The sequence below is a fragment of the Pseudomonas sp. Marseille-QA0332 genome, from assembly GCF_054950175.1.
In genome coordinates, this window is the sequence record NZ_CM143106.1 from 4,047,126 (window position 1) to 4,073,075 (window position 25,950).

The 25,950-nt window shown below is 66.2% G+C and carries 25 protein-coding genes; 11 read left to right on the forward strand and 14 right to left on the reverse strand.

Going from position 1 to position 25,950, the window contains the following annotated elements; genetic code table 11:
• From ACY8GK_RS18740 to ACY8GK_RS18750, 3 genes are read right to left on the reverse strand one after another with little or no spacing between them, the layout of a single operon-like run.
• Positions 1-846, reverse strand: coding sequence for an HlyC/CorC family transporter (locus tag ACY8GK_RS18740; protein WP_196178130.1), 846 nt, complete (start codon positions 844-846; stop codon positions 1-3).
• Positions 847-851: 5 nt separating this feature from the next.
• Positions 852-1,346, reverse strand: a complete 495-nt coding sequence (gene ybeY, locus ACY8GK_RS18745) for an rRNA maturation RNase YbeY (protein ID WP_196178128.1) — start codon at positions 1,344-1,346, stop codon at positions 852-854.
• Positions 1,339-2,337, reverse strand: a complete 999-nt coding sequence (locus ACY8GK_RS18750) for a PhoH family protein (protein ID WP_196178127.1) — start codon at positions 2,335-2,337, stop codon at positions 1,339-1,341. The genes ybeY and ACY8GK_RS18750 overlap by 8 nt, the downstream gene beginning before the upstream one ends.
• A 255-nt stretch (positions 2,338-2,592) precedes the next feature.
• On the opposite strand from ACY8GK_RS18750, the gene ACY8GK_RS18755 reads away from it, so the two are divergent.
• On the forward strand, positions 2,593-2,919 hold the full coding sequence (locus tag ACY8GK_RS18755; RefSeq protein ID WP_196178125.1) for a DUF1820 family protein: 327 nt from the start codon (positions 2,593-2,595) through the stop codon (positions 2,917-2,919).
• A 55-nt stretch (positions 2,920-2,974) separates the two neighbouring features.
• Here the strand turns inward: ACY8GK_RS18755 and ACY8GK_RS18760 are convergent, their stop codons facing one another.
• The 4 genes from ACY8GK_RS18760 to ACY8GK_RS18775 form a co-directional block, all read right to left on the reverse strand.
• On the reverse strand, positions 2,975-3,526 hold the full coding sequence (locus tag ACY8GK_RS18760; RefSeq protein WP_196178123.1) for a tetratricopeptide repeat protein: 552 nt from the start codon (positions 3,524-3,526) through the stop codon (positions 2,975-2,977).
• 192 nt (positions 3,527-3,718) lie between these two features.
• Positions 3,719-5,002, reverse strand: coding sequence for a glutamate-1-semialdehyde 2,1-aminomutase (gene hemL / locus ACY8GK_RS18765; protein ID WP_196178121.1), 1,284 nt, complete (start codon positions 5,000-5,002; stop codon positions 3,719-3,721).
• Between the two features lie 16 nt (positions 5,003-5,018).
• Entirely contained in the window at positions 5,019-5,642 is a 624-nt protein-coding gene (gene thiE, locus ACY8GK_RS18770; RefSeq protein ID WP_462401794.1) for a thiamine phosphate synthase, read from the reverse strand.
• A 19-nt stretch (positions 5,643-5,661) separates the two neighbouring features.
• Positions 5,662-6,459: a hydroxymethylpyrimidine/phosphomethylpyrimidine kinase gene (locus tag ACY8GK_RS18775; RefSeq protein WP_462401795.1), complete on the reverse strand. Its 798-nt coding sequence runs from the start codon at positions 6,457-6,459 to the stop codon at positions 5,662-5,664.
• 276 nt (positions 6,460-6,735) lie between these two features.
• Here ACY8GK_RS18775 and ACY8GK_RS18780 point away from each other — a divergent pair, with 276 nt between their 5' ends.
• From ACY8GK_RS18780 to ACY8GK_RS18795, 4 genes are all read left to right on the forward strand, one after another.
• Positions 6,736-8,706, forward strand: coding sequence for a sensor histidine kinase (locus tag ACY8GK_RS18780; protein WP_462401796.1), 1,971 nt, complete (start codon positions 6,736-6,738; stop codon positions 8,704-8,706).
• 222 nt (positions 8,707-8,928) lie between these two features.
• Complete coding sequence (locus tag ACY8GK_RS18785) at positions 8,929-10,581, forward strand: acyl-CoA dehydrogenase family protein (RefSeq protein WP_196178113.1); 1,653 nt, start codon at positions 8,929-8,931, stop codon at positions 10,579-10,581.
• Positions 10,582-10,648: 67 nt separating this feature from the next.
• Positions 10,649-12,112 (forward strand): AMP nucleosidase, encoded by a 1,464-nt coding sequence (amn, locus tag ACY8GK_RS18790; RefSeq protein WP_196178111.1) that lies wholly within the window; start codon positions 10,649-10,651, stop codon positions 12,110-12,112.
• Between the two features lie 69 nt (positions 12,113-12,181).
• Positions 12,182-12,757 (forward strand): pseudouridine synthase, encoded by a 576-nt coding sequence (locus ACY8GK_RS18795; RefSeq protein ID WP_196178348.1) that lies wholly within the window; start codon positions 12,182-12,184, stop codon positions 12,755-12,757.
• Between the two features lie 216 nt (positions 12,758-12,973).
• On the opposite strand, the gene ACY8GK_RS18800 is transcribed toward ACY8GK_RS18795, so the two are convergent.
• A complete protein-coding gene (locus ACY8GK_RS18800; RefSeq protein WP_196178109.1) occupies positions 12,974-13,450 on the reverse strand; it encodes an Lrp/AsnC family transcriptional regulator in 477 nt (158 codons plus the stop codon).
• A 391-nt stretch (positions 13,451-13,841) separates the two neighbouring features.
• Here ACY8GK_RS18800 and ACY8GK_RS18805 point away from each other — a divergent pair, with 391 nt between their 5' ends.
• A complete protein-coding gene (locus ACY8GK_RS18805; protein ID WP_196178107.1) occupies positions 13,842-14,651 on the forward strand; it encodes a DUF6515 family protein in 810 nt (269 codons plus the stop codon).
• A 9-nt stretch (positions 14,652-14,660) separates the two neighbouring features.
• On the opposite strand, the gene ACY8GK_RS18810 is transcribed toward ACY8GK_RS18805, so the two are convergent.
• Together ACY8GK_RS18810 and ACY8GK_RS18815 are read right to left on the reverse strand one after the other, a co-directional pair.
• Positions 14,661-15,530, reverse strand: coding sequence for a cation diffusion facilitator family transporter (locus ACY8GK_RS18810; RefSeq protein ID WP_462401797.1), 870 nt, complete (start codon positions 15,528-15,530; stop codon positions 14,661-14,663).
• A 25-nt stretch (positions 15,531-15,555) separates the two neighbouring features.
• Entirely contained in the window at positions 15,556-15,975 is a 420-nt protein-coding gene (locus ACY8GK_RS18815) for a polyribonucleotide nucleotidyltransferase (RefSeq protein WP_196178104.1), read from the reverse strand.
• Between the two features lie 117 nt (positions 15,976-16,092).
• Between ACY8GK_RS18815 and hrpB the strand changes: the two genes are divergently transcribed.
• Positions 16,093-18,615, forward strand: a complete 2,523-nt coding sequence (gene hrpB / locus ACY8GK_RS18820) for an ATP-dependent helicase HrpB (protein ID WP_462401798.1) — start codon at positions 16,093-16,095, stop codon at positions 18,613-18,615.
• A gap of 139 nt (positions 18,616-18,754) precedes the next feature.
• Here hrpB and ACY8GK_RS18825 read toward each other — a convergent pair whose 3' ends face one another.
• Positions 18,755-19,258: a hypothetical protein gene (locus ACY8GK_RS18825; RefSeq protein WP_462401799.1), complete on the reverse strand. Its 504-nt coding sequence runs from the start codon at positions 19,256-19,258 to the stop codon at positions 18,755-18,757.
• Between the two features lie 132 nt (positions 19,259-19,390).
• Positions 19,391-20,047 (reverse strand): YciC family protein, encoded by a 657-nt coding sequence (locus ACY8GK_RS18830; protein WP_196178096.1) that lies wholly within the window; start codon positions 20,045-20,047, stop codon positions 19,391-19,393.
• Positions 20,048-20,200: 153 nt separating this feature from the next.
• Here ACY8GK_RS18830 and ACY8GK_RS18835 point away from each other — a divergent pair, with 153 nt between their 5' ends.
• Positions 20,201-20,941, forward strand: a complete 741-nt coding sequence (locus tag ACY8GK_RS18835) for a DUF2076 domain-containing protein (RefSeq protein ID WP_196178094.1) — start codon at positions 20,201-20,203, stop codon at positions 20,939-20,941.
• Positions 20,942-20,989: 48 nt separating this feature from the next.
• On the forward strand, positions 20,990-21,469 hold the full coding sequence (locus tag ACY8GK_RS18840) for an NYN domain-containing protein (protein WP_329604764.1): 480 nt from the start codon (positions 20,990-20,992) through the stop codon (positions 21,467-21,469).
• A 12-nt stretch (positions 21,470-21,481) separates the two neighbouring features.
• On the opposite strand, the gene ACY8GK_RS18845 is transcribed toward ACY8GK_RS18840, so the two are convergent.
• Complete coding sequence (locus ACY8GK_RS18845; protein ID WP_196178090.1) at positions 21,482-21,940, reverse strand: Lrp/AsnC family transcriptional regulator; 459 nt, start codon at positions 21,938-21,940, stop codon at positions 21,482-21,484.
• A gap of 153 nt (positions 21,941-22,093) precedes the next feature.
• Between ACY8GK_RS18845 and yedA the strand changes: the two genes are divergently transcribed.
• Together yedA and ACY8GK_RS18855 are read left to right on the forward strand one after the other, a co-directional pair.
• Positions 22,094-23,032, forward strand: coding sequence for a drug/metabolite exporter YedA (gene yedA / locus ACY8GK_RS18850; RefSeq protein ID WP_462401800.1), 939 nt, complete (start codon positions 22,094-22,096; stop codon positions 23,030-23,032).
• A gap of 34 nt (positions 23,033-23,066) precedes the next feature.
• Positions 23,067-24,398 carry a DEAD/DEAH box helicase gene (locus tag ACY8GK_RS18855; RefSeq protein WP_462401801.1) on the forward strand — a complete coding sequence of 444 codons (1,332 nt, stop codon included), beginning with the start codon at positions 23,067-23,069 and terminating at the stop codon, positions 24,396-24,398.
• A gap of 105 nt (positions 24,399-24,503) precedes the next feature.
• On the opposite strand, the gene ACY8GK_RS18860 is transcribed toward ACY8GK_RS18855, so the two are convergent.
• Positions 24,504-25,754, reverse strand: coding sequence for a TIGR03862 family flavoprotein (locus tag ACY8GK_RS18860; RefSeq protein WP_462401802.1), 1,251 nt, complete (start codon positions 25,752-25,754; stop codon positions 24,504-24,506).
• Between the last annotated feature and the right edge of the window lie 196 nt (positions 25,755-25,950).

Below are 25,950 nucleotides of genomic sequence, written 5' to 3' on the forward strand. Positions count from 1 at the left end.
CTATCCTTGGCGATTGGTCGGGGTCAGGCGCAGCAGATGGATGCGCCGGCTGTCGGCATTGAGCACGCGGAAGCGGTAGGCGCCGATCTCGGTGGTTTCGTTGCGCTTGGGCATGTAGCCGAAGGCTTTCATGACCAGGCCGCCGACCGTGTCGAACTCGTCATCGGAGAACTCGCCGTCGAAGAACTCGTTGAAGTTCTCGATCGGGGTCAGCGCCTTGATCAGGAAATCGCCGCTAGGCAGAGGCTTGATGTAGCTATCTTCCTCGACATCGTGCTCGTCCTCGATGTCGCCGACGATCTGCTCGAGCACGTCCTCGATGGTCACCAGGCCGGCCACGCCGCCGTATTCGTCGATGACGATGGCCATGTGGTTGTGATTGGCGCGGAACTCGCGCAGCAGCACGTTCAGGCGCTTGGATTCGGGCACGAAGGTGGCCGGGCGCAGCAGGTCCTTGATGTTGAAGCTGTCGCCGTTCTCCTTGAGGATCAGCGGCAGCAGGTCCTTGGCCAGCAACACGCCGAGCACGTCGTCATGGCTCTCGCCAATGACCGGGTAGCGCGAGTGAGCCGCGTCGATGATCGACGGCAGGAACTCGCGCGGCGACTGGCTGGCGCGAATGCTGATCATCTGCGAGCGCGGCACCATGATGTCGCGTACCTGCAGGTCGGCGACCTGGATGGCGCCTTCGACGATGGTCAGCGCCTCGCTGTCCAGCAGTTTGTTCTGGTGCGCTTCGCGCAGGAGTTCCAGGAGCTCCTGGCGGTTTTTCGGCTCATGGACAAAAGCCTGGGTAAGTTTGCCCAGCCAGGACTTTTGTCCGTTGCTCGATCGATCTTCGCTCATGGCGGTTACTCGTGATCCTTGCAGGTATCTGAATGTGGCAGGTCGGTTTCATCGAAGGCGTAGGGATCCGGATGACCCAGCTCGGCGAGCAGGGTCCGCTCCAATGCTTCCATTTCCTCGGCTTGCGCGTCTTCGATATGGTCGTAGCCGAGCAGGTGCAGGCAGCCGTGGATGACCAGGTGCGCCCAGTGCGCCTGGAGCAGCTTGCCCTGCTCGGCAGCCTCGCGCTCGACCACCGGGACGCAGATCACCAGGTCGCCCAGCAGTGGTATGTCGAGCAGCTCGTCCGGCACATCGGCAGGAAAGGACAGCACGTTGGTAGCGTAGTCCTTGTGCCGGTAGGTACGGTTCAACTCGCGTCCTTCGTCGAGGCCGACCAGGCGGATGGTCATTTCCGAGTCGGCGCTGCGCTGGCGCAGGGCCAGCTCGCACCAGCGGCGAAAGTCGGCATCGTCCGGGGCAGCCGCATCGGTTGCCCGTTGCAGGTCCAGTTCAAGCATCGCTGGCAGGCGCCTCGGGCTTGGCCTGGCGAGCGTCGAAGCGGTCGTAGGCCTCGACGATGCGCTGCACCAGCGGATGGCGCACGACATCTTTCGGCTGGAAATGGGTGAAGCTGATGCCCGGTACGTCCTTGAGCACCTCGATCACGTGGGCCAGGCCCGACTTGGTGCCGCGTGGCAGGTCGACCTGGGTGATGTCGCCGGTGATCACCGCGGTCGAGCCGAAGCCGATACGGGTGAGGAACATCTTCATCTGCTCGAGCGTGGTGTTCTGGCTTTCGTCGAGGATGATGAAGCTGTTGTTCAAGGTGCGGCCACGCATGTACGCCAGCGGGGCGATCTCGATCACCTGGCGCTCGATCAGCTTGGCCACGTGCTCGAAGCCGAGCATCTCGTACAGCGCGTCGTACAGCGGGCGCAGGTAGGGGTCGATCTTCTGCGCCAGGTCGCCAGGCAGGAAGCCGAGCTTTTCGCCCGCCTCGACCGCCGGGCGGACCAGCAGGATGCGACGTACCTGCTCGCGCTCCAGGGCATCGACCGCGCAGGCCACGGCCAGGTAGGTCTTGCCGGTACCGGCCGGACCGATGCCGAAGTTGATGTCGTTGGCCAGGATTTCCTTGACGTAGCGCTGCTGGTTGACGCCGCGCGGGCGAATGTTGCCCTTTCGCGTGCGCAGCGAGACGCCAACTTCGTTCACCGCCGGTGTATCGAGGTTTTCCACGGTCGACTCCTGCAGGTACAGATGGACCATCTCCGGCGACAGCTCGGTGGCCTTGGCCTCGCGATAGAGCCGGCGCAGCAGCTGTTCAGCGGATGAGGTGGTCTTGGGTTCGCCGATGAGTTCGAACTGGTTGCCGCGATTGCGGATCTCGATGGCCAGGCGCTGTTCGATCAGCCGCAAGTGCTCGTCGAACTGTCCGCACAGGTTGGCGAAACGATGGGCCTCGAAGGGCTCGAGGGTGAAACGATGAGGTTGTATGGGTGCGTTCAAGGTGGTTTTGGGCCGCTCGCCAGCATAGGAATGTGAAACAAGAATAACCCTTGATCGGCAGTGGCGAAAGCACCCAGGCGATCAAGGGTCGCAGATGGACCATGCAGCGTGCCGTGGCCGGCGTCGGACGGCCTGCGGTCCGGTCGGCGCCGGTCGCTGGCGCACGTCGCCATGCCGGGCGGTCGATGCTTGTCGGGCACCGCGGTCTGTTATGATCGCGCTCTTTCCATCTTTGCTCGACAGTGCCTTGCGACCATGACCAAGCGCGATACCCCTTTGTACAAAGTGATTTTCCTCAACCAGGGCCAGGTCTTCGAGATGTATGCCCGGCAGATCTACCAGAGCGACCTGTGGGGCTTCCTGGAAGTCGAGGAGTTCGTCTTCGGCGAGCGGACCCAGATGGTGGTCGACCCCAGCGAAGAAAAGCTCAAGGCCCAGTTCGACGGCGTGGTGCGCAGCTTCGTGCCGATGCACTCGATCGTGCGCATCGACGAAGTGGAGCGGGTCGGCGCGGTGAAGATCAGCGAGGCGAAGGGGGGTGGCAACGTGATGCCATTCCCGATGCCGATGCCGGACAAGTAGCCGTTTGCCCGGTCGCCCTGGCGTGGTGTTTCAGAAGCGTCCTTGAAGCACCGCGCTAGGGAAGCGGCGAGAAGGGCGTGCGCCCATCGGCATTCTGCAGCTCGAGCAAGTACTTGCGGAAGATCTGCCCGAGCACCTGCGTGGCGCGCTCGAGTTCGTCGCGCGGCATCTCGGCCGAGACTTCGTCGGCCAGGTCCAGTGCATCCTCGGCACCATTGACGGCGGCCATCTTCAGCAGAATGTAGGCCTGCACGTCGTTGGCCGGTACGCCCTCGCCATGAAAGAACATGCCACCCAGACGATACTGGGCCTGGGCGTGCCCTTGCAGCGAAGCCTGTTCGAAATACTCCAGTGCCTTGCCCAGGTCGCGGGAGGCCTGGTTGCCACTGTAGAAGAACTCACCCAGCTCGTACTGGGCCTGCGCATCGCCCGATGCGGCGGTCTGCTCGCACGCCTGCAACGCCCTGGCCAGGTCCTGCGGCTGGGTATCGAGGGTGCAACGACCCGTGGTCGGGATGAGCAGCGAATTGCCGCTCTCTGCCAGGGCCAGCAGAGGCTGGAGAAGCAACAGGCAGCCCAGGGCAAGGGCGCGGCCGGTGCGGTTCATGGGGATCGACTTACCTCTGCAAAGCTGCGGCCAATGTCTCTGGTGGCACATTATGGGATAAGCAGCGCACACCTTACAAAGATTTACTCGATTTTCCACGCATTGTTTGCGCCGCCTGGCGAGCGCGCCGGCAAAACCCGCAAGCCCGCGCGCGCTGTCGGGCGCAGGTGGCCCGGCAGCGCGGCGCCAGGATCACTTCAACGCGGCGAAGGCTTTTTCCGCGGCGTCCAGGGTGATCTTCAGCTCGGTCTCGCCATGGGCGATGGAGGTGAAGCCCGCCTCGAACGCACTCGGCGCCAGGTAGACCCCGCCGTCGAGCATCAGGTGGAAGAAGCGCTTGAAGCGCTCGACGTCACTGCCCATGACATCCTCGAAGGTGACGATGTCGTCGGCACCGGTGAAGTACAGGCCGAACATGGCGCCGGCCTGGGTCGTGACGAAAGGCACTCCGGCCGCGTCGGCACGCTGCTGCAGGCCATCGAGCATGCGGCTGGTGAAGGCGCTCAGCTCGTCATGGAAGCCCGGGCGGCTGATCAGGCGCAGGGTGGTCAGGCCAGCGGCCATGGCCAGCGGGTTGCCGGACAGGGTACCGGCCTGGTAGACCGGGCCCAACGGCGCGATCTGCTCCATGATCTGGCGCTTGCCACCGAAGCAGCCGACCGGCATGCCGCCACCGACGATCTTGCCGAAGGTGGAGAGGTCCGGGGTGATGCCGTAGTAGGCCTGGGCGCCACCGAGGGAGACGCGAAAACCGGTCATCACTTCGTCGAAGATCAGCACCACGCCATGCTTGTCGCACTGCTCGCGCAGGCCTTCGAGGAAGCCTGGCGCCGGCGGCACGCAGTTCATGTTGCCGGCGACCGGCTCGACGATGATGCAAGCCACGTCCTGGCCGACTTCGGCGAGGGTCTTTGCCACCGCGGCGATGTCGTTGAACGGCAAGGTCAGGGTGTGCCGGGCGAAATCGGCAGGCACGCCGGCCGAACTCGGCACGCCGGAGGTCAGCAGCCCGGAGCCGGCCTTGACCAGCAGGCTGTCGGAATGGCCGTGGTAGCAGCCTTCGAACTTGATGATCGCATCACGGCCGGTGTAGCCACGCGCCAGGCGAATCGCGCTCATGGTCGCCTCGGTGCCGGAGCTGACCATGCGCACCATCTCCATGGACGGCACCAGCGAGCAGACCAGGTCGGCCATTTCGGTTTCCATGGCCGTCGGCGCGCCGTAGGACAGACCATGCTCGAGCTGGCGGCGTACCGAATCCAGCACCTCGGGGTGGCTGTGGCCGAGGATCATCGGGCCCCAGGAACCGACATAGTCGACGTAGCGCTTGTCGTCCTCGTCGATCACGTAGGCGCCTTCGGCATGCTTGAAGAACAGCGGGGTGCCGCCGACGCTGCGGAAGGCACGGACGGGCGAGTTCACGCCGCCTGGAATGTGCTTCTGGGCTTGGGCGAACAGGGACTCTGAGCGGGACATGGGCTTTTCTCTCGAATCAGGAGGTGAACATGGCATTGAAGGCACGGGCGCGGCGGGTGACTTCCTGCGCGCTGTCGGCGCCGAACAGGCCGTGGATCACCGCGAGCAGGTCGGCGCCATGGGCGACCAGCGGGGCGGCATTGTCCGGGGTGATGCCGCCGATCACCGCGATGGGCAGCTTCAGCCGGGAGCGGGCCGCGTCGAGCAAGGCCAGGTCGGCAGCCGCTGCGCCGGGCTTGGTCACGGAGTTGAAGAAACGGCCGAAAGCCACGTAGCTCGCGCCTGCGGCGGCTGCCTGAGTGGCCAGGTCAAGGCTGGCATGGCAGGTAGCGCCAAGGATCGTCTGGCGCCCTAGCAGGGCGCGAGCAGGGGCGAGCGGACCATCGCCCTGGCCCAGGTGCACGCCGACACCCAGGCGCGCGGCCAGCTCGGCATCGTCGTTGATCACCAGTTCGGTGGCGTAGCTTTCGCAGAGCCTGAGCAGCGCCTCGGCCTCGCGCAGGCGACGCGAGGCGTCGTCGCTCTTGTCACGGTACTGCAGCAGGCGGACGCCGCCTTCCAGCGCGGCCTCCACGTGCGACAGGAAACGACCGGCCAGCAGCTGGCTATCGGTGATGGCGTACAGACCGCGTAGGTTCATTTCGGGCCTCAGGGGCGAATCAGCAACAGAAATCCAGCGGCAGGCGACGTGGCACGAACTGCCCTTTGCCCAGGCACTCGGCATCGCGCAGGGTCCGCCAGGTATAGTCCAGGGCGCTGCGCACCGCGCTTTGCAACTGCTCGCCCAAGGCCAGACGACCGGCCAGGGCGCTGGCTAGGGTGCAACCGGAACCGTGATAGCTGCCCGGCAGGCGCGGGCAGGTCCAGGTATGGCGCTGGCCGTCGCGGCTGTAGAGGCGATTGTGGATCTGCTCTTCGTCGCCATGCCCACCGGTGATCAACAGATGCTTGCAGAACGGCAGCAGGCGCTGCGCGCATTCGTCGGGCGAGCCTTCCGGGAGCTCGGCCAGTATGCGCGCTTCGGGAAGGTTGGGCGTGGCGATCAGCGCCAGTGGCAACAACCGCTCACGCAGCGCGTAGCCGACCTCGTCCTTGCCCAGGCGACCGCCGCCGCCGGCGCGCAGCACCGGATCGCAGACCATCGGCAGGTGCGGGTGGGCGCCGAGCAGTTCGGCCACGGTATCGACCATTTCGGTCGAGCCGAGCATGCCGAGCTTGACCGCCGCCACGCTCGAGTCGGCGAGCACGGCGTTGGCCTGGGCCAGTACCCAGTCGCGGTCCAGCACCCGGAAATCGGTGACATTGACGGTATCCTGAACGGTCAGGGCGGTCACCGCGGGCGCGGCATGACAACCTTGGGCGATCAGGGCTTCGATATCTGCCTGCAAGCCAGCACCGCCACTAGGGTCGTGGCCGGAGAGACAGAGGACAACGGGGCGGGAGCTGTAGGTATTCATGGTGCGCGAGCTTACCACCAAATCCTGGCGGTCGCTGCAGCGCCCTGTGCCAGCGCCTAGTCCGGGCGAGCTGAACGGTCAGTCAGGTTGCTTGGCTTCATTTTTCTCTGTAATGCCCGTGCTAGAGCGGTTCGTTGATAATTCAAGAAGGCTGCGCTAGAGACCCTGAAGCTATGCTAGAGTGCGCGCATAATTCGATGAAGGTCCTGCCGGAGCTGTCGACGCGGGGAAAGGGAGGCCAGCGCGACACGAGCGGACAGGCCATGCTGGGGCTCTATGCGCTATTTGCTGATCATTGTGCTGGGCTGGTTGCCCATGCTGGCCATTGCGGTCGACTTCACCGGGCAGACCCGAAGCCTGCCGCTTGGCAGCTACCTGCAAGTCCTCGAAGACCCCGACGGTATCCTTGGCATCGCCCAGGTCGGTTCGCCAGCCTTCGCCCAGCGTTTCCGCGCGCAGGGCCAAGGTACGTTCAATGCCGGCTATTCCAGCTCGGTGTTCTGGCTCAAGGTCGACCTGCGCTACCTGGCGCCGGCGTCCAGCCCGCCGCGCCAGTGGCTGCTGGAACTGGCCTATCCGCCGCTGGATGAGCTGGAACTCTACCTGCCCGATGCCCAGGGCCGATTGCGCCTGGCCCAGCGCACCGGGGACACCCTGCCCTATGCCAGCCGGCCGATCCGCCAGGACAACTACCTGTTCGAACTGCCATTGCGTCCCGGCCAGGCCACTACCGTCTACCTTCGGTTGCGAAGCCAGGGCTCGCTCCAGGCGCCATTGACGTTGTGGTCGGCCCAGGCCTACCTGGAGGCGCAACCCGCGCGGCTGTATGTGCTGGGCATGATCTACGGCGTGCTGCTGGTGATGCTGGTGTACAACCTGTTCATCTACCTTGGCGTACGCGATATCAGCTACCTGTACTACATCCTCTATATCGCTTCGTTCGGCCTGTACCAGGTTTCGGTCAACGGCGCCGGGGTGGCCTACCTGTGGCCGGACAGCCCGTGGTGGGCCAATGCCGCGACGCCCCTGTTCATTGGTGCCGCGTGCCTGTTCGGCAGTCAGTTCGCCCGGCATTTCCTGCAGACCGCGCGGCTCGGGCGGGGGCTGGATCGCTTGCTGCAGGCCTTGATGGCAGCGGGTGCGCTGGTGGTGGCGCTAGCCGTCACCCTGCCTTATGGCATTGCCCTGCGCATGGCCACGCTGCTGGCGCTGCTGTTCAGCGTGAGCCTCTTCGGTGCGGGCCTCTATGCCTGGCGGCGCGGCGTCCGGGTAGCGCGCTACTTCCTCATCGCCTGGTCGGCCTTCCTGCTGGGCGGGGTGATCAACATCCTGATGGTGCTCGGCTACCTGCCGAATCTGTTCATCACCATGTATGCCAGCCAGATCGGCTCGGCACTCGAGATGGCCTTGCTGTCCCTGGCATTGGCCGACCGGATCAACAGCCTGCGTGAACGGCAGTCGCTCAGCTTGCGCCAGGCCAGTCATGCCCTGGAGCAGCTCAATGACCAGCTGGCCCGCAGCAATCGTCTCAAGGACGATTTCCTCGCCACCGTCACCCATGAACTGCGCACTCCCATGAGTGGCGTGATCGGCTCGCTGGAGCTGATGCGCACCCTGCCGATGAGCGCCGAGCAGGCCCAGTACCATCGCACCGCCAGCGGCTCGGCGCAGGACATGATGGCCATGGTCGAGGACATCCTCCTGCTCACCGAACTTCAGGCCGGGCGCCTGCGCGCCCATGTGGCGGCTTTCAGCCTGCGCCGGCTGCTCGAGCAGCTGCGTGCTGGGCATGCCGGGCAGGCCCTCGGCAAAGGCTTGTACCTGAGCCTGGACATACCTGCGCAGCTGCCGGACTGCCTGCTGGGCGATGCAGGCAAGCTCGCGCGTTGCCTGGCTTGCCTGCTCGACAACGCCTTGAAGTTCACCCAGCACGGCGGCGTCCTGCTGCAGGTGCGCGGGCGGCGGGTAGGGCCGGACAGCGTGGCGCTGACCCTCAGCGTGCACGACAGTGGCATCGGCTTCGAAGACCTGGACCAGGCGATTCTCTACCAGCGCTTCTTCCAGGTGGATGGCTCGCTGACGCGCCGCTACGGCGGGCTCGGCATCGGGCTGTCGATCTGCCGCCAGCTGGGCGACCTGATCGGCGCCGCCTTGTCCCATCAGTCCACGCCGGGACAGGGCAGCCGCTTCGACCTGTGCCTGACCTTGCCCGTGGGCCAGGTCAGGACGTTGCCGGTGGGGGGCTGATGCCATGGCTTGCCTGCCAGACGACAAAGCTGAAGAACACAGTTGCGTCTACCTCCAAAGCCCTGCAAATCCACCACGACCTTCGTGTCGGGGCCGGGAGGGCACGCCATTCCCGCAACCCCATGCGCGGATCCGCCGCCCCGACGGACCGTCCTGCCAAGGTCTTGAGCACACCCGTGGGGAGTGCTTCACTGGCCTGACGCATCGGCCCGGGAGCACCGCATGAACCTGCATCAGTACGCCGAAACCCACGAGGTCACCAACCAGCCGCCGTCGCTCGATGGCGCCAACCTCTATCGCCTGGACCTGCCCTTGCAACAATGGTCGCGGCGCTTCGGCGCCGGCTGGGCCGTGGCCCGGATCGACGCCTATGGTGCCCTGGCTGGAGGTCCGCTGATGGAGGCCGGTTTCCTGGCCAACCGCAACAAGCCGCAATTCAGCAGCCATGACCGCCAGGGCCACCGCGTCGACCTGGTGGAATTCCATCCCGCCTACCATACGTTGATGCGCACGGCCATCGAACACGGCCTGCCGTCGCTGCCATGGGCCGAGCCACGCGAAGGCGCGCACGTGGCACGCGCCTCGATGACCTATCTGCATTCCCAGGCCGAGGCCGGCAGTGGCTGCCCGTTGACCATGACCTTCGCCGCCGTGCCGGCGCTTCGCCTGCAACCGGAGCTGGCTGATCATTGGCTGCCCAAGGTCCTGGCCCGTGACTACGATCCGCGCAACATCGGCGATCGGCACAAGACCGGGGTGACCCTGGGCATGGCGATGACCGAAAAGCAGGGCGGCACCGACGTGCGGGCCAACACTACCCGCGCCTGGCCGGTCGGCCAGCCAGGGCCGGGGCAGGCTTATGAGCTGGTCGGGCACAAGTGGTTCTGCTCGGCGCCGATGTGCGATGCCTTCCTCACCCTGGCCCAGACCGACAAAGGCTTGAGCTGCTTCCTGCTGCCCCGGCATCGCCCCGACGACAGTCGCAACCAGTTCTATATCCAGCGGCTCAAGGACAAGCTTGGCAACCATTCCAACGCGTCCAGCGAGGTGGAGCTGCGTGGCGCCCTGGCCTGGATGCTTGGCGAAGAAGGGCGGGGCGTCGCGACCATCATCGAGATGGTGGCGATGACCCGCTTCGATTGCATGGTCGGCTCCAGCGCGCTGATGCGCCAGGCCCTTACCCAGGCCAGCCACCATTGCGCGCACCGCAAGGTTGGCGGTCGCCCGCTGGTCGACTGGCCGCTGATGCAGAACGTGCTGGCCGACCTGGCATTGGAAAGCGAGGCGGCGCTGGCGCTGAGCCTGCGCATGGGACAGGCACTCGACCACCTGGATGATCCGCGGCAGGCGCATTTCGCCCGCCTGGTGACCGCCGTTGGCAAATACTGGATCTGCAAGCGGGCCCCGGCCATGATCAACGAAGCCGCCGAGTGCCTGGGCGGCGCCGGCTATGTCGAGGACAGCATCCTGCCGCGCCTGTATCGCGAAGCGCCGGTCAACTCCATCTGGGAAGGCTCCGGCAATGTCCAGTGCCTCGACGTGCTGCGCGCCTTGGCGAAGGAACCCGCGACCCTCGAGGCGCTGCGGATGGAGCTGGGCGATGGCCATGGCGATGCGCGCCTGGCCACGCATGTCGCCGGGCTCATGCAGGCCCTGGGCGATCCCGACGACCTGCAGTACCGAGCCCGCCAGGTCACCGAGGACATCGCTCTGGCGCTACAGGCCAGGCTCCTGCTGGAGGCCGGCGACTCGGCGGTCAGCGACGCTTTCATCGCCAGCCGCCTGGGGCCTGGCGGGCGCGCTTATGGCAGCTTGCCGCGCGGGCTCGACGTGCAAGCCCTGCTGGCTCGCTCGACGCCCGTCTGGCCGGGCTGAGAGGGGATGTTTTTAACGTCGAACCTAGGCAAGATGGGTGCCTGCATGTCCAGACAGGAAGCACAGTGTGAGCCAAGCCTTCGTAGTCGTTGATACCCCCGAGCAGGCCGTCGATCGTCTGGCGGCTTTGCATGAGCAGGCAACCGGGGCCCTCAGCCAGGCCCTCAAGCGCTACCTCAAGGATCGCTCCGAGCCGGACGCCGACGAGCGCGCGCTGTTCCGCTACCCGGCCTTGCGCCTGACCTACTACTGCCAGGGCGACGCGCCAGTCACCACGCGGGCCTATGCCAAGGTCCAGGTTGCCGGCACCTACAGCGTCACCATCACCCAGCCGGCTGCCTTCCGCAACTACCTGCTCGAGCAACTGCGGCCTCTGATGAGCGACTTTGCGGTGACCGTCGAAGTCGGTGCCAGCGAGCAGAGCATTCCGTACCCCTACGTGGTCGATCAGGGCGACGAACTGGCCGGCACGGGCGTTACCGCCGCGCAACTGGCCCGGGTGTTCCCCAGTACCGACCTGTCGGCCGCCACCGACGACATCGCCGATGGCCAGTACGACTGGGACGGCGCGCAAACCCTGCCGCTGGCGCTGTTCGACGCGGCGCGCGTGGATTTCTCGCTACGCCGCCTGGTGCACTACACTGGCAGCGACTGGCGGCACGTCCAGCCCTGGATCCTGCTGACCAACTATCACCGCTACGTCGACCAGTTCATCGCCCACGGCCTGGAGCAGCTGCGCGAGGACCCGCGCTTCGTGCGCATGGTCCTGCCCGGCAATGTGGTGATCGACAAGGGCATGGCCGACGACCAGGCCCAGGCCCTGGTAACCGGCGTGGTCTGGCACCGCTACCAGATGCCGGCCTATCACCTGATCGCCGGCGATGGCGACGGCGTCACGCTGGTGAACATTGGCGTCGGCCCATCCAACGCCAAGAACATCACCGACCACCTGGCGGTACTGCGCCCGCACTGCTGGCTGATGATCGGCCACTGCGGCGGCCTGCGCCAGTCGCAGACCATCGGCGACTATGTGCTGGCCCACGCCTACATGCGCCGCGACGGGATCCTCGATCGGCTGGTGCCGCCGAACATCCCCATTCCGGCGCTGGCCGAAGTCCAGCTGGCCTTGCAGGAGGCAGCGGCCCAGGTGACCGGCGAGCGTGGCGACGATCTCAAGAAACGCCTGCGCACCGGCACCGTGCTGACCTACGACGATCGCAACTGGGAATTGCGCTGGGCCCAGGAGCGCCCGCTGATCAACCTGTCGCGCGCAGTGGCGGTGGACATGGAAAGCGGCACCATCGCCGCCCAGGGATACCGGCTGCGCGTGCCCTATGGCACCTTGCTGTGCGTCTCGGACAAGCCGCTGCACAGCGAGATCAAGTTGCCTGGCTCGGCCAATGCGTTCTACAACCGCGCCGTCAGCCAGCACCTGAAGATCGGCATCGCCGCCCTCGACCTGCTGCGCACCGAGCTCAATTCGCTGCACTCGCGTAAACTGCGCAGCTTCGATGAGCCGCCGTTCCGCTGAGGTCGCATGCCACTGCCCCCCCGTTCCAAGCCGCGCCGTCCTCCGGCACGGCCTGCCAGTTCGCGCCGCCTGCCCAAGGCGGCGCCAGCCGAGCCGCGACTGATCCTGTTCAACAAGCCGTTCGACGTCCTGACCCAGTTCAGCGATGGCGAAGGACGCACTACCCTCAAGGACTACATCGATGTGCCCGGCGTCTATCCGGCCGGTCGGCTGGACCGTGACAGCGAGGGGCTGCTGCTGCTGACCAACGATGGCCGCCTGCAGGCACGTATCGCCGACCCCCGGCACAAGCTGGCCAAGACCTACTGGGTACAGGTCGAGGGCGAGCCGAGCGAAGAGCAGCTGCAGCGTTTGCGTGATGGCGTGGAGCTGAACGACGGGCCGACGTTGCCAGCGCAGGTGCGTCAGCTGGACGAGCCCGACCTGTGGCCGCGCAACCCGCCGGTGCGTTTTCGCAAGAGCGTGCCGACCGTTTGGCTGGAACTGATCATCCGCGAAGGCCGCAACCGTCAGGTACGACGCATGACCGCCGCGGTCGGTCTGCCGACCCTGCGCCTGGTGCGCGTGCGGATCGGTGACTGGAGCCTGGAAGGTCTGGAACAGGGGGCTTGGCGCGAGGTGCCGGTGAGGGGAGGACAGGTCTGAGGGCGGATCGGCATTGGCCGTGCTTCCAACACCATCGGTGGCCGTTGCAGGGGCCGCGTAGGCACAGCGCCGGCCGAGGCACTGGACTGTCCGCGATGGCCCGCAACGCGGGCCCAGGATCTGCCGGGCGACAGCGCCCTCGACTCGCTGGCGCGGCGCCGCTTCGGCAGTGCCCGTTCAGGCGTACGTACGGCGATAGGTGAAGAGCCCAGGCGGTCAGCGCAGATGTGTCAGCGGCAGCTCGGTACTGGCCAGCACCTGGTTGAGCACGAAGCTCGAGCGCACGCTGGTCACGCCTTCGATACGGGTCAGACTACCCAGCAGCAGCTTCTGGTAATGATCCATGTCCGGCACGACCACCTTGAGCTGGTAGTCGGCATCCATCCCCGTCACCAGGCTGCATTCGAGCACCTGCGGCAGGCTGCGGATGGTGGCTTCGAAGGTCTCGAAACGTTCCGGCGTGTGGCGGTCCATGCCGATCAGTACATAGGCAGTCAGGCTCAGCCCGAGCTTCTTGCGATCGAGCAAGGCGACCTGGCGCGAGATGTAGCCATCGTCCTCGAGCTGCTTGACCCGCCGCGAGCAAGGCGACGGCGACAGGCCGATGCGCTCGGCCAGTTCCTGGTTGGAAATGCGCGCGTCGCGCTGCAGCTCGGCGAGAATGCTCAAGTCGTAACGGTCTAGTTTGCTCACAGGAAAAGCCTTTTCTGTTCGGATTGCGGCGAATTATCGATCTAGGGTGAAAAATTGCGCAAGTCATATTTATACCAGCAATCTTCGCAATCTTCTGCCGGCCCTGGTCCTTTATCTTTAACCACAGAATCACTGCCCGGACATCAGTCCACGGCGGCCGACCCAATCCAGGCGGTCGCGGCCAGGTCATCCAACAGGAGCGGCCAGGCCCCCGGGCTACGCACCGTCCACAAGGCAGTGCGAGGTGAGCCGACGTCACAAGCGTCGAGCACGGACGACAATTCCCGAAGGGAGGCCAACCGGCCTCCCTTTTTTCATGGACGCGAATTTCATCCTTTGCGGTGCATGGCGCTGTAGACTGCACCCCTCACTCTCTGCCGGGAGGCACAGCATGAAGTCACGCATCTGGCCGATGGTCGGTGTCGCCCTGGTCTGCATGGCGATCGGCTTGCCGGCAGCGGCCCAGGCGCCTCATGACGGCCCTGGCGAGCAGGGGCCGCAAGACCCCAACGCTGGCCAGGGCAGTTCACCGCTGCGCTCGCGCGACGAGGTTCGCCAGAGCGAGCCGCCACGCCAAGGCTACTACCAGGACATCCCGCGACGCGGGCCTTGGCAGGCCGGTGGCCCAGCCCAGCGCCACGGCGCGCAATGGCCTGGCGGGCATGGCAATGGCTGGGGCCCCGGGCCTCGCTATCAACCCGGCCAAGCCATCGACCGCTTCCCCGAGCGCTATTGGCGAGTGCCCTACCAAGGTCGGGACTATTTCTACTCGGGAGGCTACTGGTTCCAGCCGCATGGGCCGAGCTACATCGTGGTCAGGCCACCCCATGGCGCCAGGGTCGACTACCTGCCGCCCTACGCCCGCGAGCTCTGGCTCGGTGGCGCCTTGTTCTACCAAGTGGCGGACACCTACTACCAATATCTCCAAGACAGTGGCGGCTATGTGGTGGTGGAGCCGCCGCAGACGGCGCCCATGCCTGCGCCAGTGCAGGGCAGCGGTTACGATGTGATCGCCTACCCAGCGTACGGCCAGACGCCGCAGCAGCTCGAGCAAGACCGCTACCAATGCCATCGCTGGGCCGTCGAGCAATCCGGCTTCGACCCGGCCAGCGCGGCCTCTGCGCCCCCCCAGGAGGTCGCCCGGACCTACCGCCGCGCGCTGGGCGCCTGTCTTGGCGGGCGCGGCTACGGCATCAACTGAACCCGCGCTTCAGACCGGATCGGCATGCACCAGCACATCGGCCTGCGGATAGCGATCGCGGATGGCTTGCGAGGCTCGCACGCACAAGGCATGCGCCGCATGCAACGGCAACTCGCCGGGCAGCTCCAGATGAACCTGGATGAACCAGCGATTGCCCGACACGCGCGTGCGCAAGTCATGCGCGCCTTGCACGCCGGGTATCGCACAGACCAGCGCGCGCATGCCCTCGCTGATGTCGGTCGGCAGCTCCTTGTCCATCAGGATGGCACTGCTTTCACGGGCGATCTGCCAGGCACTCCAGAGGATGTACACGGCGATGCCCAGGCCGAACAGGGCGTCGAGCTGCGGCCAGCCGAAGCGTGCCAGCAACAGCGCCAGCAGGATGCTGGCGTTGAGCAGCAGGTCGGAGCGGTAGTGCAGCGAATCGGCGCGCACGGCCGTGGAGCCAGTAAGCCGCACGACCCGCCGTTGCAGCATCAGCAGCGCCACGGTGAGCACCAGCGACAGCAGCATCACGGCAATCCCGGCCGTGGTGTCGCCTAGTGGCTGCGGCGATTGCAGGCGTTCGAGCGCCTGGACACCGATCAGCACCGCGCTGACGCCAATGAACAGCGCCTGGGCCATTCCGGCCATGGCCTCGGCCTTGCCGTGGCCGTAACGATGATCGTCGTCGGCCGGACGCAAGGCATAGTGAACCGCCAGCAGGTTGAGGAACGACGCGACCGCATCCAGGGCCGAGTCGGTCAGGCCAGCCAGCAGGCTCACCGAGCCGCTGAGCCACCAGGCCAGGGCCTTGCCCAGCACCAGGAAGCTCGCCACCAGCAGCGAGGCCCGCGTGGCCAGGCGCAGCAGGCGCTGGTGTTGCGCTGGCGAAGTCATCTTGGGGCGCGTGCCGGCAGCAGCTTCACGCCGCCGGCACCAGGCCGAAGGCAGCCAGTTGCTCGACACTGCCGCGGTGCTGGATCAGGCGCGGATCGTCGAGCGGCAGGCGCTGGCCCAGCTCGGCCTCGAGAATGGCCTGCAACTTGGCCTTGTCGACCTGGCCATCGCTGCCTACCGCCTGGTGCAGGCGCGCCGGGTCGACCTGGGCGGTGGTCCCGCCTGGGTAGTAGATGGCACCGGTGGCGAAGTCGATGCCGAAGGCGACCAGCCCCGGTATCACGTAGAACAGGATGCCGACCGCGTCGAGGGCCGCCACCACCGGGTCGATCCGCCCTTCGATCTGGCCACGACGGTCGGGGTAGAGCAATGTGCCGCAGGCGGTCAGCTGGGTTAGCAGCGTGGCGACCAGGGCGCCACCGATCAGGCGATTATGGATGCGCATGGGGAGTCTCCGCAGAAAAGCTGCAACGATACAGGCAAACAGCCGTACCCGTTACTGGGACCATCACGAACCAGTCCCGGTTCGCCGTTATACTAGGGCGCTTGCCTGAGGACCCCCATGATTTCATTACCGATCGATGCCGTACTGCCTGCCCTGCGCCAAGCCCTGGGTGAACGCGACGAAGCCGTGCTCGAGGCACCGCCCGGGGCGGGCAAGACTACCCGCGTGCCGCTCGCGCTGCTCGACCAGCCGTGGCTGGCCGGCCAGCGCATCATCATGCTCGAGCCCAGGCGCCTGGCCGCGCGCGCCGCGGCCGAGCGGATGGCCAGCGAGCTGGGCGAACGGGTCGGGGAAACCGTCGGCTACCGCATTCGCCTCGAAAGCAAGGTCGGGCCGGCCACGCGCATCGAAGTGGTCACCGAAGGCGTGCTCACCCGTCGGCTGCAGGAAGACCCGGCGCTCGAGGGCGTCGGCCTGGTGATCTTCGACGAGTTCCACCTGCGCAACCTCGACGCCGACCTGGCCCTGGCGCTGACCTTGAATGGTCGCGAACTGCTGCGCGACGATCAGCCCCTGAAGGTGCTGCTGATGTCCGCGACCCTGGAAGGCGAACGGCTCTCGCGACTGCTCGATGACGCCCCGATCGTCACCAGTGCCGGGCGCATGCACCCGGTCGAGGTGCGTTGGGGCCGGCCCGCGCAACCTGGCGAGTTCATCGAAGCACGGGTGGTGCAGGCCTGCCTCGATGCGCTCGACGAGCAGCCAGGCAGCCTGCTGGTATTCTTGCCTGGCCAGGCCGAGATCCGCCGCGTCCAGCAAGGGCTGCTGGAGCATCTCGGCGAACGCCCCGACATCCAGCTTTGCTCCTTGCACGGCGAGCTTGACCTGGCTGCGCAACGGACCGCCATCGACCCGGCGCCGGTCGGCCAGCGCAAGATCGTGCTTGCCACCAACATCGCCGAGACCAGCATCACCATCGACGGCGTGCGTGTGGTGATCGACGCGGGCCTGGAGCGTTCGCCACGCTTCGACCCACGCAGTGGAATGACCCGGCTCGATACCCAGCGTATCGCCAAGGCCAGCGCCACCCAGCGCGCCGGGCGGGCAGGGCGGGTCGAGCCTGGCGTCTGCTACCGGCTCTGGTCCGAGGCGCAGCACGACCAGCTGGCTGCCTTCGCCGCCGCTGAAATCCTCCAGGCCGACCTGGCCGGGCTGGCCTTGCAACTGGCCCGCTGGGGCGTGCAGCCCGACCAGCTGAAATGGCTCGACGCACCGCCGAGCGCAGCCTTCGCCCAGGCGTGCGAACTGCTTGCGCGCCTGGCAGCGTTCAACCCCGACGGCAGCCTCAGCCGCCACGGCCAGGCCATGGCCGAATTGCCCGCACATCCGCGCATTGCCCATTTGCTGTTGCGCGGGCATGCCCTGGGGCTGGCGGACCAGGCCTGCGCCATTGCCGCGCTGCTCGGCGAGCGCGACCTCCAGCGTGGCGGTGGCGCCGATTTGCACGCCCGCCTGGCCATCCTCGATGGTGAGCAGCGTGCCCAGCGCGGCGGCCAGGGCGCCACTCATCGCGCCCGGCAGCTGGCCCGGCAGTACCGTTCATACCTGCGCGGCCCAGCCAGCGATGAAGTCGACGACCCTCGCCATCCGCGCTGGATCGGCTGCCTGCTGGCACTGGCCTATCCCGACCGGATCGCCCAGCAACGCCGGCCCGGCGGTGGCGAGTATCGCCTGGCCAACGGCAGGGCGGCCGTGTTCGCCGAGCCGGATGCGTTGATGAAGCATCCCTGGCTGGTGATCGCCGAACTGGGCAGCCGCCAGGGTCAGCGTGAGGAGCGGATCTACCTGGCGGTGGATTTCGATCCGATGCTGTTCGATGGCGTGCTGCGCGAACAGGTCCGGCAAGTGGATGAACTGGAATGGGACGAGCGCGAAGGGGTGCTGCGTGCCGAACGCCAGCGCAAGGTCGGCGAGCTGATCCTCGACAGCGCGCCGCTGACTGGACTCGACGAACAGGCCCGAACCCAAGCCCTGGTCAACTTGGTGCGCCGCAAAGGCCTGGAACTGCTGCCCTGGACACCCGAGCTGCGGCAGTGGCAGGCCCGTGTCGCCCTGCTGCGCCAGTTGGACCTCGACCAGCAAGGCCAGAGCGACTGGCCCGACCTGGCTGACGAAGCCTTGTCGGCCTCGCTGGAACACTGGTTGGCGCCTTATCTGGGCAAGGTCGCGCGCCTGAGCCATTTTGCCCAGCTCGACCTCGCCTCGATCCTGCGCAACCTGCTGCCCTGGCCCTTGCCCCAGCAACTGGACAGCCAGGCGCCCCAGAGCCTGCAAGTGCCGTCCGGCTCCAGCATCCGTATCGACTACAGCGAGTACCCTCCGGTACTCGCGGTGCGCCTGCAGGAACTGTTCGGCATGGCCGAAACCCCGCGCATCGCCGGCGCACGCCAGGTACTCAAGCTGCACCTGCTGTCACCGGCGCGCCGGCCGGTACAGGTGACCCAGGACCTGGCCAACTTCTGGCGGACCACCTATGGCGAAGTGAAGAAGGATCTCAAAGGGCGCTACCCGAAGCATCACTGGCCGGATGATCCGCTGGTGGCGCAAGCGACGGCGCGGGCGAAGCCTAGGGGGACTTGAGCTCTCGGTGGCCCGGACCTGGCCAATTCCTGGTCACCTGTGGCGAGGTGAAGGCCCACGCCACGACGCGAAGCGGCCTCGGGCAGTTGGCAGGATCGGCGCCATGGCCCGAGGCGATCGAAGCGTTCTGTGACCCAGGCTACGCCACGCGCCTGATCAGGTACTGGTGAATCTCGCCTTCAGCGACCGTCAGCAGGTAGAACACTCCCGGCGCATGGTGCGGGACGTCGCGTTCGGTCTTGACCTGGTGACCAAGGTGGTCGCGCCAGCGGCAGATCAGGTCTTCGCCGGAGACCTCCAGCGGTTCGATCTTCCAGTAGGCGACCACTTCGGCGTGCCGATACAGGCCCAGGTAGCCGTTTCGGCTGATGCCCAGGCGTTTTCCGGCCTGGCTGCCCGTGCCGCAGATCATGAAGTTCAGCCGGCCTTCGCTCCTGGAGTGATAGGTGAACTGCAGCACTGGCGAGTCCTGGTCGCCGCCGGCCTGCAACCAGTCATCCCCGGGCGTGATGCCCCAGTCGAAGCGGTCGCTGCTGCGGCTGAAGCGCAGGGGAATGGCTTGTCCGTCCTGTAGCAGGTAGATCCTGCCGCGAAACGATTCCACTTCGTCGCTGGTGCCGGTTGGGTCGGGGGTCTGGTTCATGATTCGCTCCTGGTGTGCTGGGCAAGTGCCGGCACACTACGCGTCGACCAGGCGTGAGCGGAGACTGAAAGCCTTCCTGGGGGCGGTCATCCAAGGGCCTGGCAAGGGACCGAAGGCCATTGCCAGGCAGGCTCAACGGCCTTTGTGCTGCTCGAGCAGCATGAACAGGCGGTAGAGCACCACGATGGTGAACAGTTGCAAGAAGTTGACCAGGCTGTCCAAGGCCAGTTCGACGCCTGGCTGCGGGTTCGGGAACAGCGTGAGCAACAGTGCGTCGAGCAGCCACAGCGGCGCCAGCACGGCGAGCATGCACACCAGGATCTGCCAGAAGTGGCCGGTGGTCATCTGCGCGCTCTCGCGCATGGCTTCGACCACGCGGCGGCCGCGCAGCACCAGCAGGTATTCGGCGAACACCAGGTTGACCATGATCCAGATGCCAGGGAAGACCAGCAGGGTCAGGCCGAACAGGATCAGCAGCGAGCTGATCAGTACCTGCAAGGCCAGGGCCGGCCACAGTTGCACGGCGCGGGCCAGCAGGTCGCGCTTGCGTGGTGCCTGGCCGTTGCTGCGGCTATCGAGGTAGAGGATCAGCGCCGCGCTGTACAGCGGGTACACCAGCAGGCTCACCAGCAGGCCATGCAGCGGCTGGGCCTGGTCGCCGAGCTGGCGCAACAGCAGCTGGGTGAGCAGGGTCTCGAGCACCACCAGGGGCAGGCACAGCTGGAGGATGCCCGCCAGATGGCGGCGGGAGAAGTACAAGGAGTCGCGCAGAATGCTCAACGGATTCATCGGTCAACATCGCATGGCAGGAAAAAGCAGGGCGTCACTGTAGCCCAGGCGCTGTCCAAGCTGAAGAAAGTTTCACACCGGCCGAGATTGAATACGCCACGGCGATCCCCCATCTTGGCTGGGTCCGATTCTGGCTCTTGCATGAGGTAGCCCATGAACACTGAAGAACAATCCCTGATCGACGGCCTGTTCGGCCGCATCAAGCAGGCCGAGAACCCCGGCCAGCCACGCGATGCCGAGGCCTTCGCGCGGATTCAGGAGCATGTGCGCCAGCAGCCGGCGGCGCCGTACTACATGGCCCAGGCGATCCTGGTGCAGGAGGCCGCGATCAAGCGGCTGGATGAGCAGAACCGCAAGCTCGAGGATGCGCTCAAGCAGGCCCGCGCCCAGGCCTCCTCGGCACCGGCCCAGCAGCAGGGCGGTGGGTTTCTTTCCAGCCTGTTCGGCTCCAGCTCGCGTCCAGAGCCACAGCGCCCGCAAGGCCAGGCCCCGGCCCCGGCGCCTGGTTCGGCTGGCGGCTGGCGCGAACCGGCCCGCCCGGGCCTGGCAGCGCAGCAATCGGGCTTCAGCGCCGCGCCCGCGGCGCCGCGCATGGGCGGTGCCGGTGGCGGCTTCATGAGCGGCGCGTTGCAGACCGCGGCCGGCGTGGCCGGTGGCGTGCTGCTGGCGCAAGGGATCAGCAGCCTGTTCCACGACAAGCCCGAGGAAGTGGTCGAAGTGATCCGCGAGGAACCGGCCCCAGCCAGCGACACCGGCGGCTGGAACGACCAGGGCGAGCAGCAGCAGGTGGCCGACAACGGCGACTACGGCAGCGACCAGGGCAGCTTCATGGACAGCGACTATGGCAATGACGACGGTGGCTTCTTCGCCGATGACGACGATACCTTCGTCTGACCGGCCCGTCTGTCGATGAGCGTGGCAACCGCAGCAAAAGGAAACCCGGTGAAGAAGATCGCGCTGTTTGCCGATGTGCAGAACCTCTACTACACGGTGCGCCAGGTCTACGGTTGCCATTTCGACTATGCCGCACTGTGGGCCGAAGTCAGCCGTGAAGGCCAGATCGTCGAGGCGATGGCCTACGCCATCGATCGGGGCGACAGCAAGCAGCAGCAGTTCCAGCAGATCTTGCGCAACCTTGGTTTCGAAGTGCGGCTCAAGCCGTTCATCCAGCGCAGCGATGGCTCGGCCAAGGGTGACTGGGACGTCGGCATCACCCTGGATGTGGTCGACGCCGCCGAGCGGGTCGACCAGGTGGTGCTGGCCTCGGGCGATGGCGATTTCGACCTGCTGCTGCAACGGGTCATCCAGCGCCACGGCGTCGAGGCGGTGGTCTACGGGGTGCCTGGCCTGACCGCCAACGCCCTGGTGCGAGCCGCCAGCCGTTATGTACCGGTGCAAGGCAGGCTGCTGCTCCGGCGCTAGAGTGCGCCGGGCCTAGGCTTTCCTGCCTGGCTGGCCGAGGTGGCCGAGTGGCACGCGTTGCTCGATTGCGCTGGAGAGAATGATCGAGGTCTTGCTGAAGCCGAACTGGGCGACCTGGTCGATCAGCGTTTCCAGCTCGCTCATCGAGCCGAGCGCGGCCTGCATGATCACGCACGGGTCTCCGGTGACCCGGTGGCACTGGGTCAGCTGCGGGATTCGCGTCAGGGCTTCGTAGGCTTGCTGGTTGCCGTGGCTGGCCAGGCGCAGCTCGATCACGCACTGGATCGGCAGGCCGATCTTGTCCAGGTCGACCTTGGCCGCGTAGCCGGTGATGACTCCGCTGGCCTCCAGCTTGGCCACACGCTCGGCCACGGCCGGTGCCGACAGGTTGACCTGCCGGGCCAATTGCGCGAAGGAGGCTCGGCCGTTTTCCAGCAGGGCCGCGAGGATGATGCGGTCGTATTTGTCCATTGGCTTCCCGGTGCCTTGCATTCGATCGTCAACGCCTTGCATAACCATGCAATCCAAGGCTCGTGTGTACTTGAAGCGTGGTTTGCGACTTAATTTATCGCCATGGCCTTTCTAAACTAAGCCCCTTTCAAATGGATTTCGAGCACTTTCCCAATGTCTGCCTCCTCCCGCCTGCCGTGGCTGCTGATCGGCGCCTTCGTTGCCCTGTATTTCGTCTGGGGGTCGACCTACCTGGTGATCCGGATCGGCGTCGAATCCTGGCCGCCGATGCTGATGGCGGGGGTGCGTTTCCTGGTGGCCGGTGGCTTGCTCTACGGTTTCCTGCGCTGGCGCGGGGTTGCGCCACCGACCTGGCCGCAATGGCGCTCGGCCGGGGCGATCGGCTTCCTGTTGCTCAGTTGCGGCAATGGCGGCGTGACCTTGGCCGAGCACGCTGGTGTCGCCTCGGGTATCGCGGCCCTGGCGATCGCCACGGTGCCGCTGTTCACGCTGTTGTTCGGCTTGCTGTTCGGCTATCGCAATTCGCGCCTTGAATGGGCCGGCATCCTGCTCGGGCTGGCCGGCATTGCGCTGCTCAACCTTGGCTCCAACTTGCAAGCCAGCCCCATGGGCGCGGCGCTGATCGTCTTCGCCGCGGCAGCCTGGGCGTTCGGCTCGGTGTGGAGCAAGCGCCTGCCCTTGCCGCAAGGGGCCATGGCCAGCGCCGCAGAGATGCTGGTCGGTGGCGCCGTGCTGCTGGCTGGCAGCGTCGTGAGCGGCGAGCGCCTGACGCAGATGCCGAACATGGCGGGCTGGGCGGCCCTGGCCTACCTGATACTGTTCGGCTCGATCCTGGCATTCAGCGCCTACATGTACCTGCTCAAGCATGTGCGCCCGGCGGCGGCCACCAGCTATGCCTACGTCAACCCGGCGGTGGCGGTGCTGCTGGGCATCCTCTTCGCGGGTGAGCGGATCGGTATCGAGGAAACCCTGGCGATGGGCGTGATTATCAGCGCCGTGGTGCTCATCGGCCTGCCACAATGGCGCCGTGCGCCACGCGCAAAACCGCTGACGCCAGGCGAAACATGCAAGCCGGGCAAGGTGTTGCGGTAAACTGCCGGCTTCGCTGAACCCTGACGGTATTGCCATGACTTTCGCCAAACTCGGCCTGATCGAACCCCTGTTGCGCACCTTGCAGCAACTGGACTACTCCACCCCGACGCCGATCCAGGCCCAGGCCATTCCCGCCGTGCTGGCCGGTCGCGACCTGATGGCCGCGGCGCAGACCGGCACCGGCAAGACCGCCGGTTTCGCCTTGCCGGTGCTGCAGCGCCTGGCGCTCGAAGGGGGCAAGGTAGCCAGCAACTCGATCCGCGCCTTGGTATTGGTGCCCACCCGCGAGCTGGCCGAGCAGGTCCACGGCAATATCCGCGACTATGCCGCCGATTTGCCGGTCAGCACCTACGCGGTCTATGGCGGCGTCAGCATCAACCCGCAAATGATGCGCCTGCGCCGCGGGGTCGACCTGCTGGTCGCCACGCCTGGGCGGCTGCTTGACCTGTTCCGGCAGAACGCAGTGAAGTTCGGGCAGGTACAGACGCTGGTGCTCGACGAAGCCGATCGCATGCTCGACCTGGGCTTCGCCGAGGAGTTGCAGGCGGTCTACGCGGCGTTGCCACGCAAGCGCCAGACCTTGCTGTTCTCTGCCACCTTTTCCGAGCAGATCCGCCTGCTCGCCGGCCTGGCCCTGAACGACCCGCTGAGCATCGAGGTCAGCCCGCGCAACACCACCGCCAGCACGGTCAGGCAGTGGCTGGTGCCAGTGGACAAGAAGCGCAAGGCCGACCTGTTCTGCCATCTGTTGCGTGAGCAGCGCTGGAAGCATGTGCTGGTCTTCGCCAAGACCCGCAACGGTGTCGACCAGTTGGTCGAGCGCCTGCTCGACGACGGCGTCAAGGCCGACGGCATCCATGGCGACCGGCCCCAGGCTACCCGCCAGCGTGCGCTGGACAGTTTCAAGGCGCGCCAGATCGAGGTGCTGGTGGCCACCGACGTGGCCGCTCGCGGCCTGGATATCGACGACCTGCCGCTGGTGGTCAACCTCGACCTGCCGATCGTCGCCGAGGACTACGTGCACCGGATCGGGCGCACGGGCAGGGCGGGCAACAAGGGCGAGGCGATATCGCTGGTGTGTGCCGACGAAGTGCTGTTGCTGTCGGCCATCGAGACCCTGATTCGTCAGACCCTGCCGCGTCACGAAGAGCCTGGGTTCATTCCCGACCACCGGGTGCCGCTGACCGATGCCAGTGGCCAGGTGCTGAAGAAGCCGAAGAAACCCAAGAAGCCCAAGGAGAACAGTGCCAAGCGGGGCCTGGGACGCTGGATGGACAGTGCCGAGCCAGGCCCTGCCGAGCCGACGGTCAAGGCGGTACGCAAGGTGCCGAGCTTCAACGGCGGGCCGCGCAAGCGCAAGCCCTGAGGGCCGTGCTTGCAGCACCAACGGTGGGTGGTAGAGAGGTCGCCAGCAAGGCCTGAGCCCTGATGGGTTGCGGCGCAGCCCATGGTGGCCCAGGCCAACTCTTCTCTACACCTGCGCGCCACCTCGACCAACCCACGCCGCCGCAGCCCGCCCCGCCCGCAATCCGCTGGCGAAACAGGCGGTCAGCAGGTAGCCCCCGGTCGGCGCCTCCCAGTCGAGCATCTCCCCGGCGCAGAACACCCCGGGCAATCGTTCGAGCATCAGGCTGGCATCCAGCGCCTCGAAACGTACCCCGCCCGCCGTGCTGATCGCCTCGTCCAGCGGACGCGGGCGCAACAGCTCGATGGGCAGCGCCTTGATTGCTCGGGCCAGTCGCTCCGGGTCGGCGAAGGTCGCCTGGTCGGTCAGCTCGCGCAGCAGCGCGGCCTTGATGCCTTCCAGCCCCAATTGAGCCTGCAGGTGCCGGGCCATGGATTTCGAGCCGCGTGGCTTGGCCAGTGCCTGGACGATCTTGTCCACAGGTCGGTCAGGTAGCAGGTCCAGCAGCACGGTCGCGCTGCCTTGTCGGTTGATGGTTTCCCGAATGGGCGCCGACAGCGCATACACCAGGCTGCCTTCGAGACCGAGCGCGGTGACGATGCATTCGCCCTTGCGCGGCTGGCTGCCAGGCAAGGCCAGGGCAACGTTCTTCAGCGGGGCCCCGGCGAACTTGTCCTGGAGCAGCTGGCTCCAGCCTTGCACTTCGAAACCGCAGTTGCTGGCCTGCAATGGCGCGATAGCCACGCCTCGCTCGGCCAGCAGAGGCAACCAGGCGCCGTCCGAACCCAGGCGTGCCCAGCTGGCGCCGCCCAGTGCCAGGACTACCGCATCGGCCTGATACTTCAGCTCGCCCTGTGGATAAGCCAGGCGCAGGCTGCCGTCGGCGTTCCAGCCCAACCAGCGATGCCGTGTGTGGATAACCACCCCGGCATCGCGCAGGCGCTTGAGCCAGGCGCGCAGCAGTGGCGCGGCCTTCATGTCGCGTGGAAACACCCGGCCGGAGGTGCCGACGAACGTCTCGATGCCCAGGCCATGGATCCACTGGCGCAAGGCAGGTCCGTCGAAATCCTGCAGCAGCGCATCAATCGGCGCGTGGCGCTCGGCGTAACGTGCCACGAACGCCGGATACGGCTCGGAATGGGTGATGTTCATGCCGCCGACACCGGCAAGCAGGAACTTGCGACCCACCGATGGCATGGCATCGAATACCGCCACGGCCACGCCGGCCTGGGCCAGGGCTTCGGCCGCCATCAGGCCGGCAGGGCCGCCACCGATGACAGCGACGAGAGGACGAGAGGAGGTGGGCGACTGGGTCATGGCGATAGGGGCTGTGGAAAAGACGCGCATTCTAGCGCAGGCTCATCTCTGATAGGCTGTACAAAAAATGAGCATGTCTTTGCAGGCCAGGCAGATCAAGGGCCAGGGACGTTTTCGCGCAGGTTATCCACAAGCGGTTCCACAGTGATTGTGCACAAGCGCTTAGGCCGAATGAACGCGATGCTGTTTGTCCACA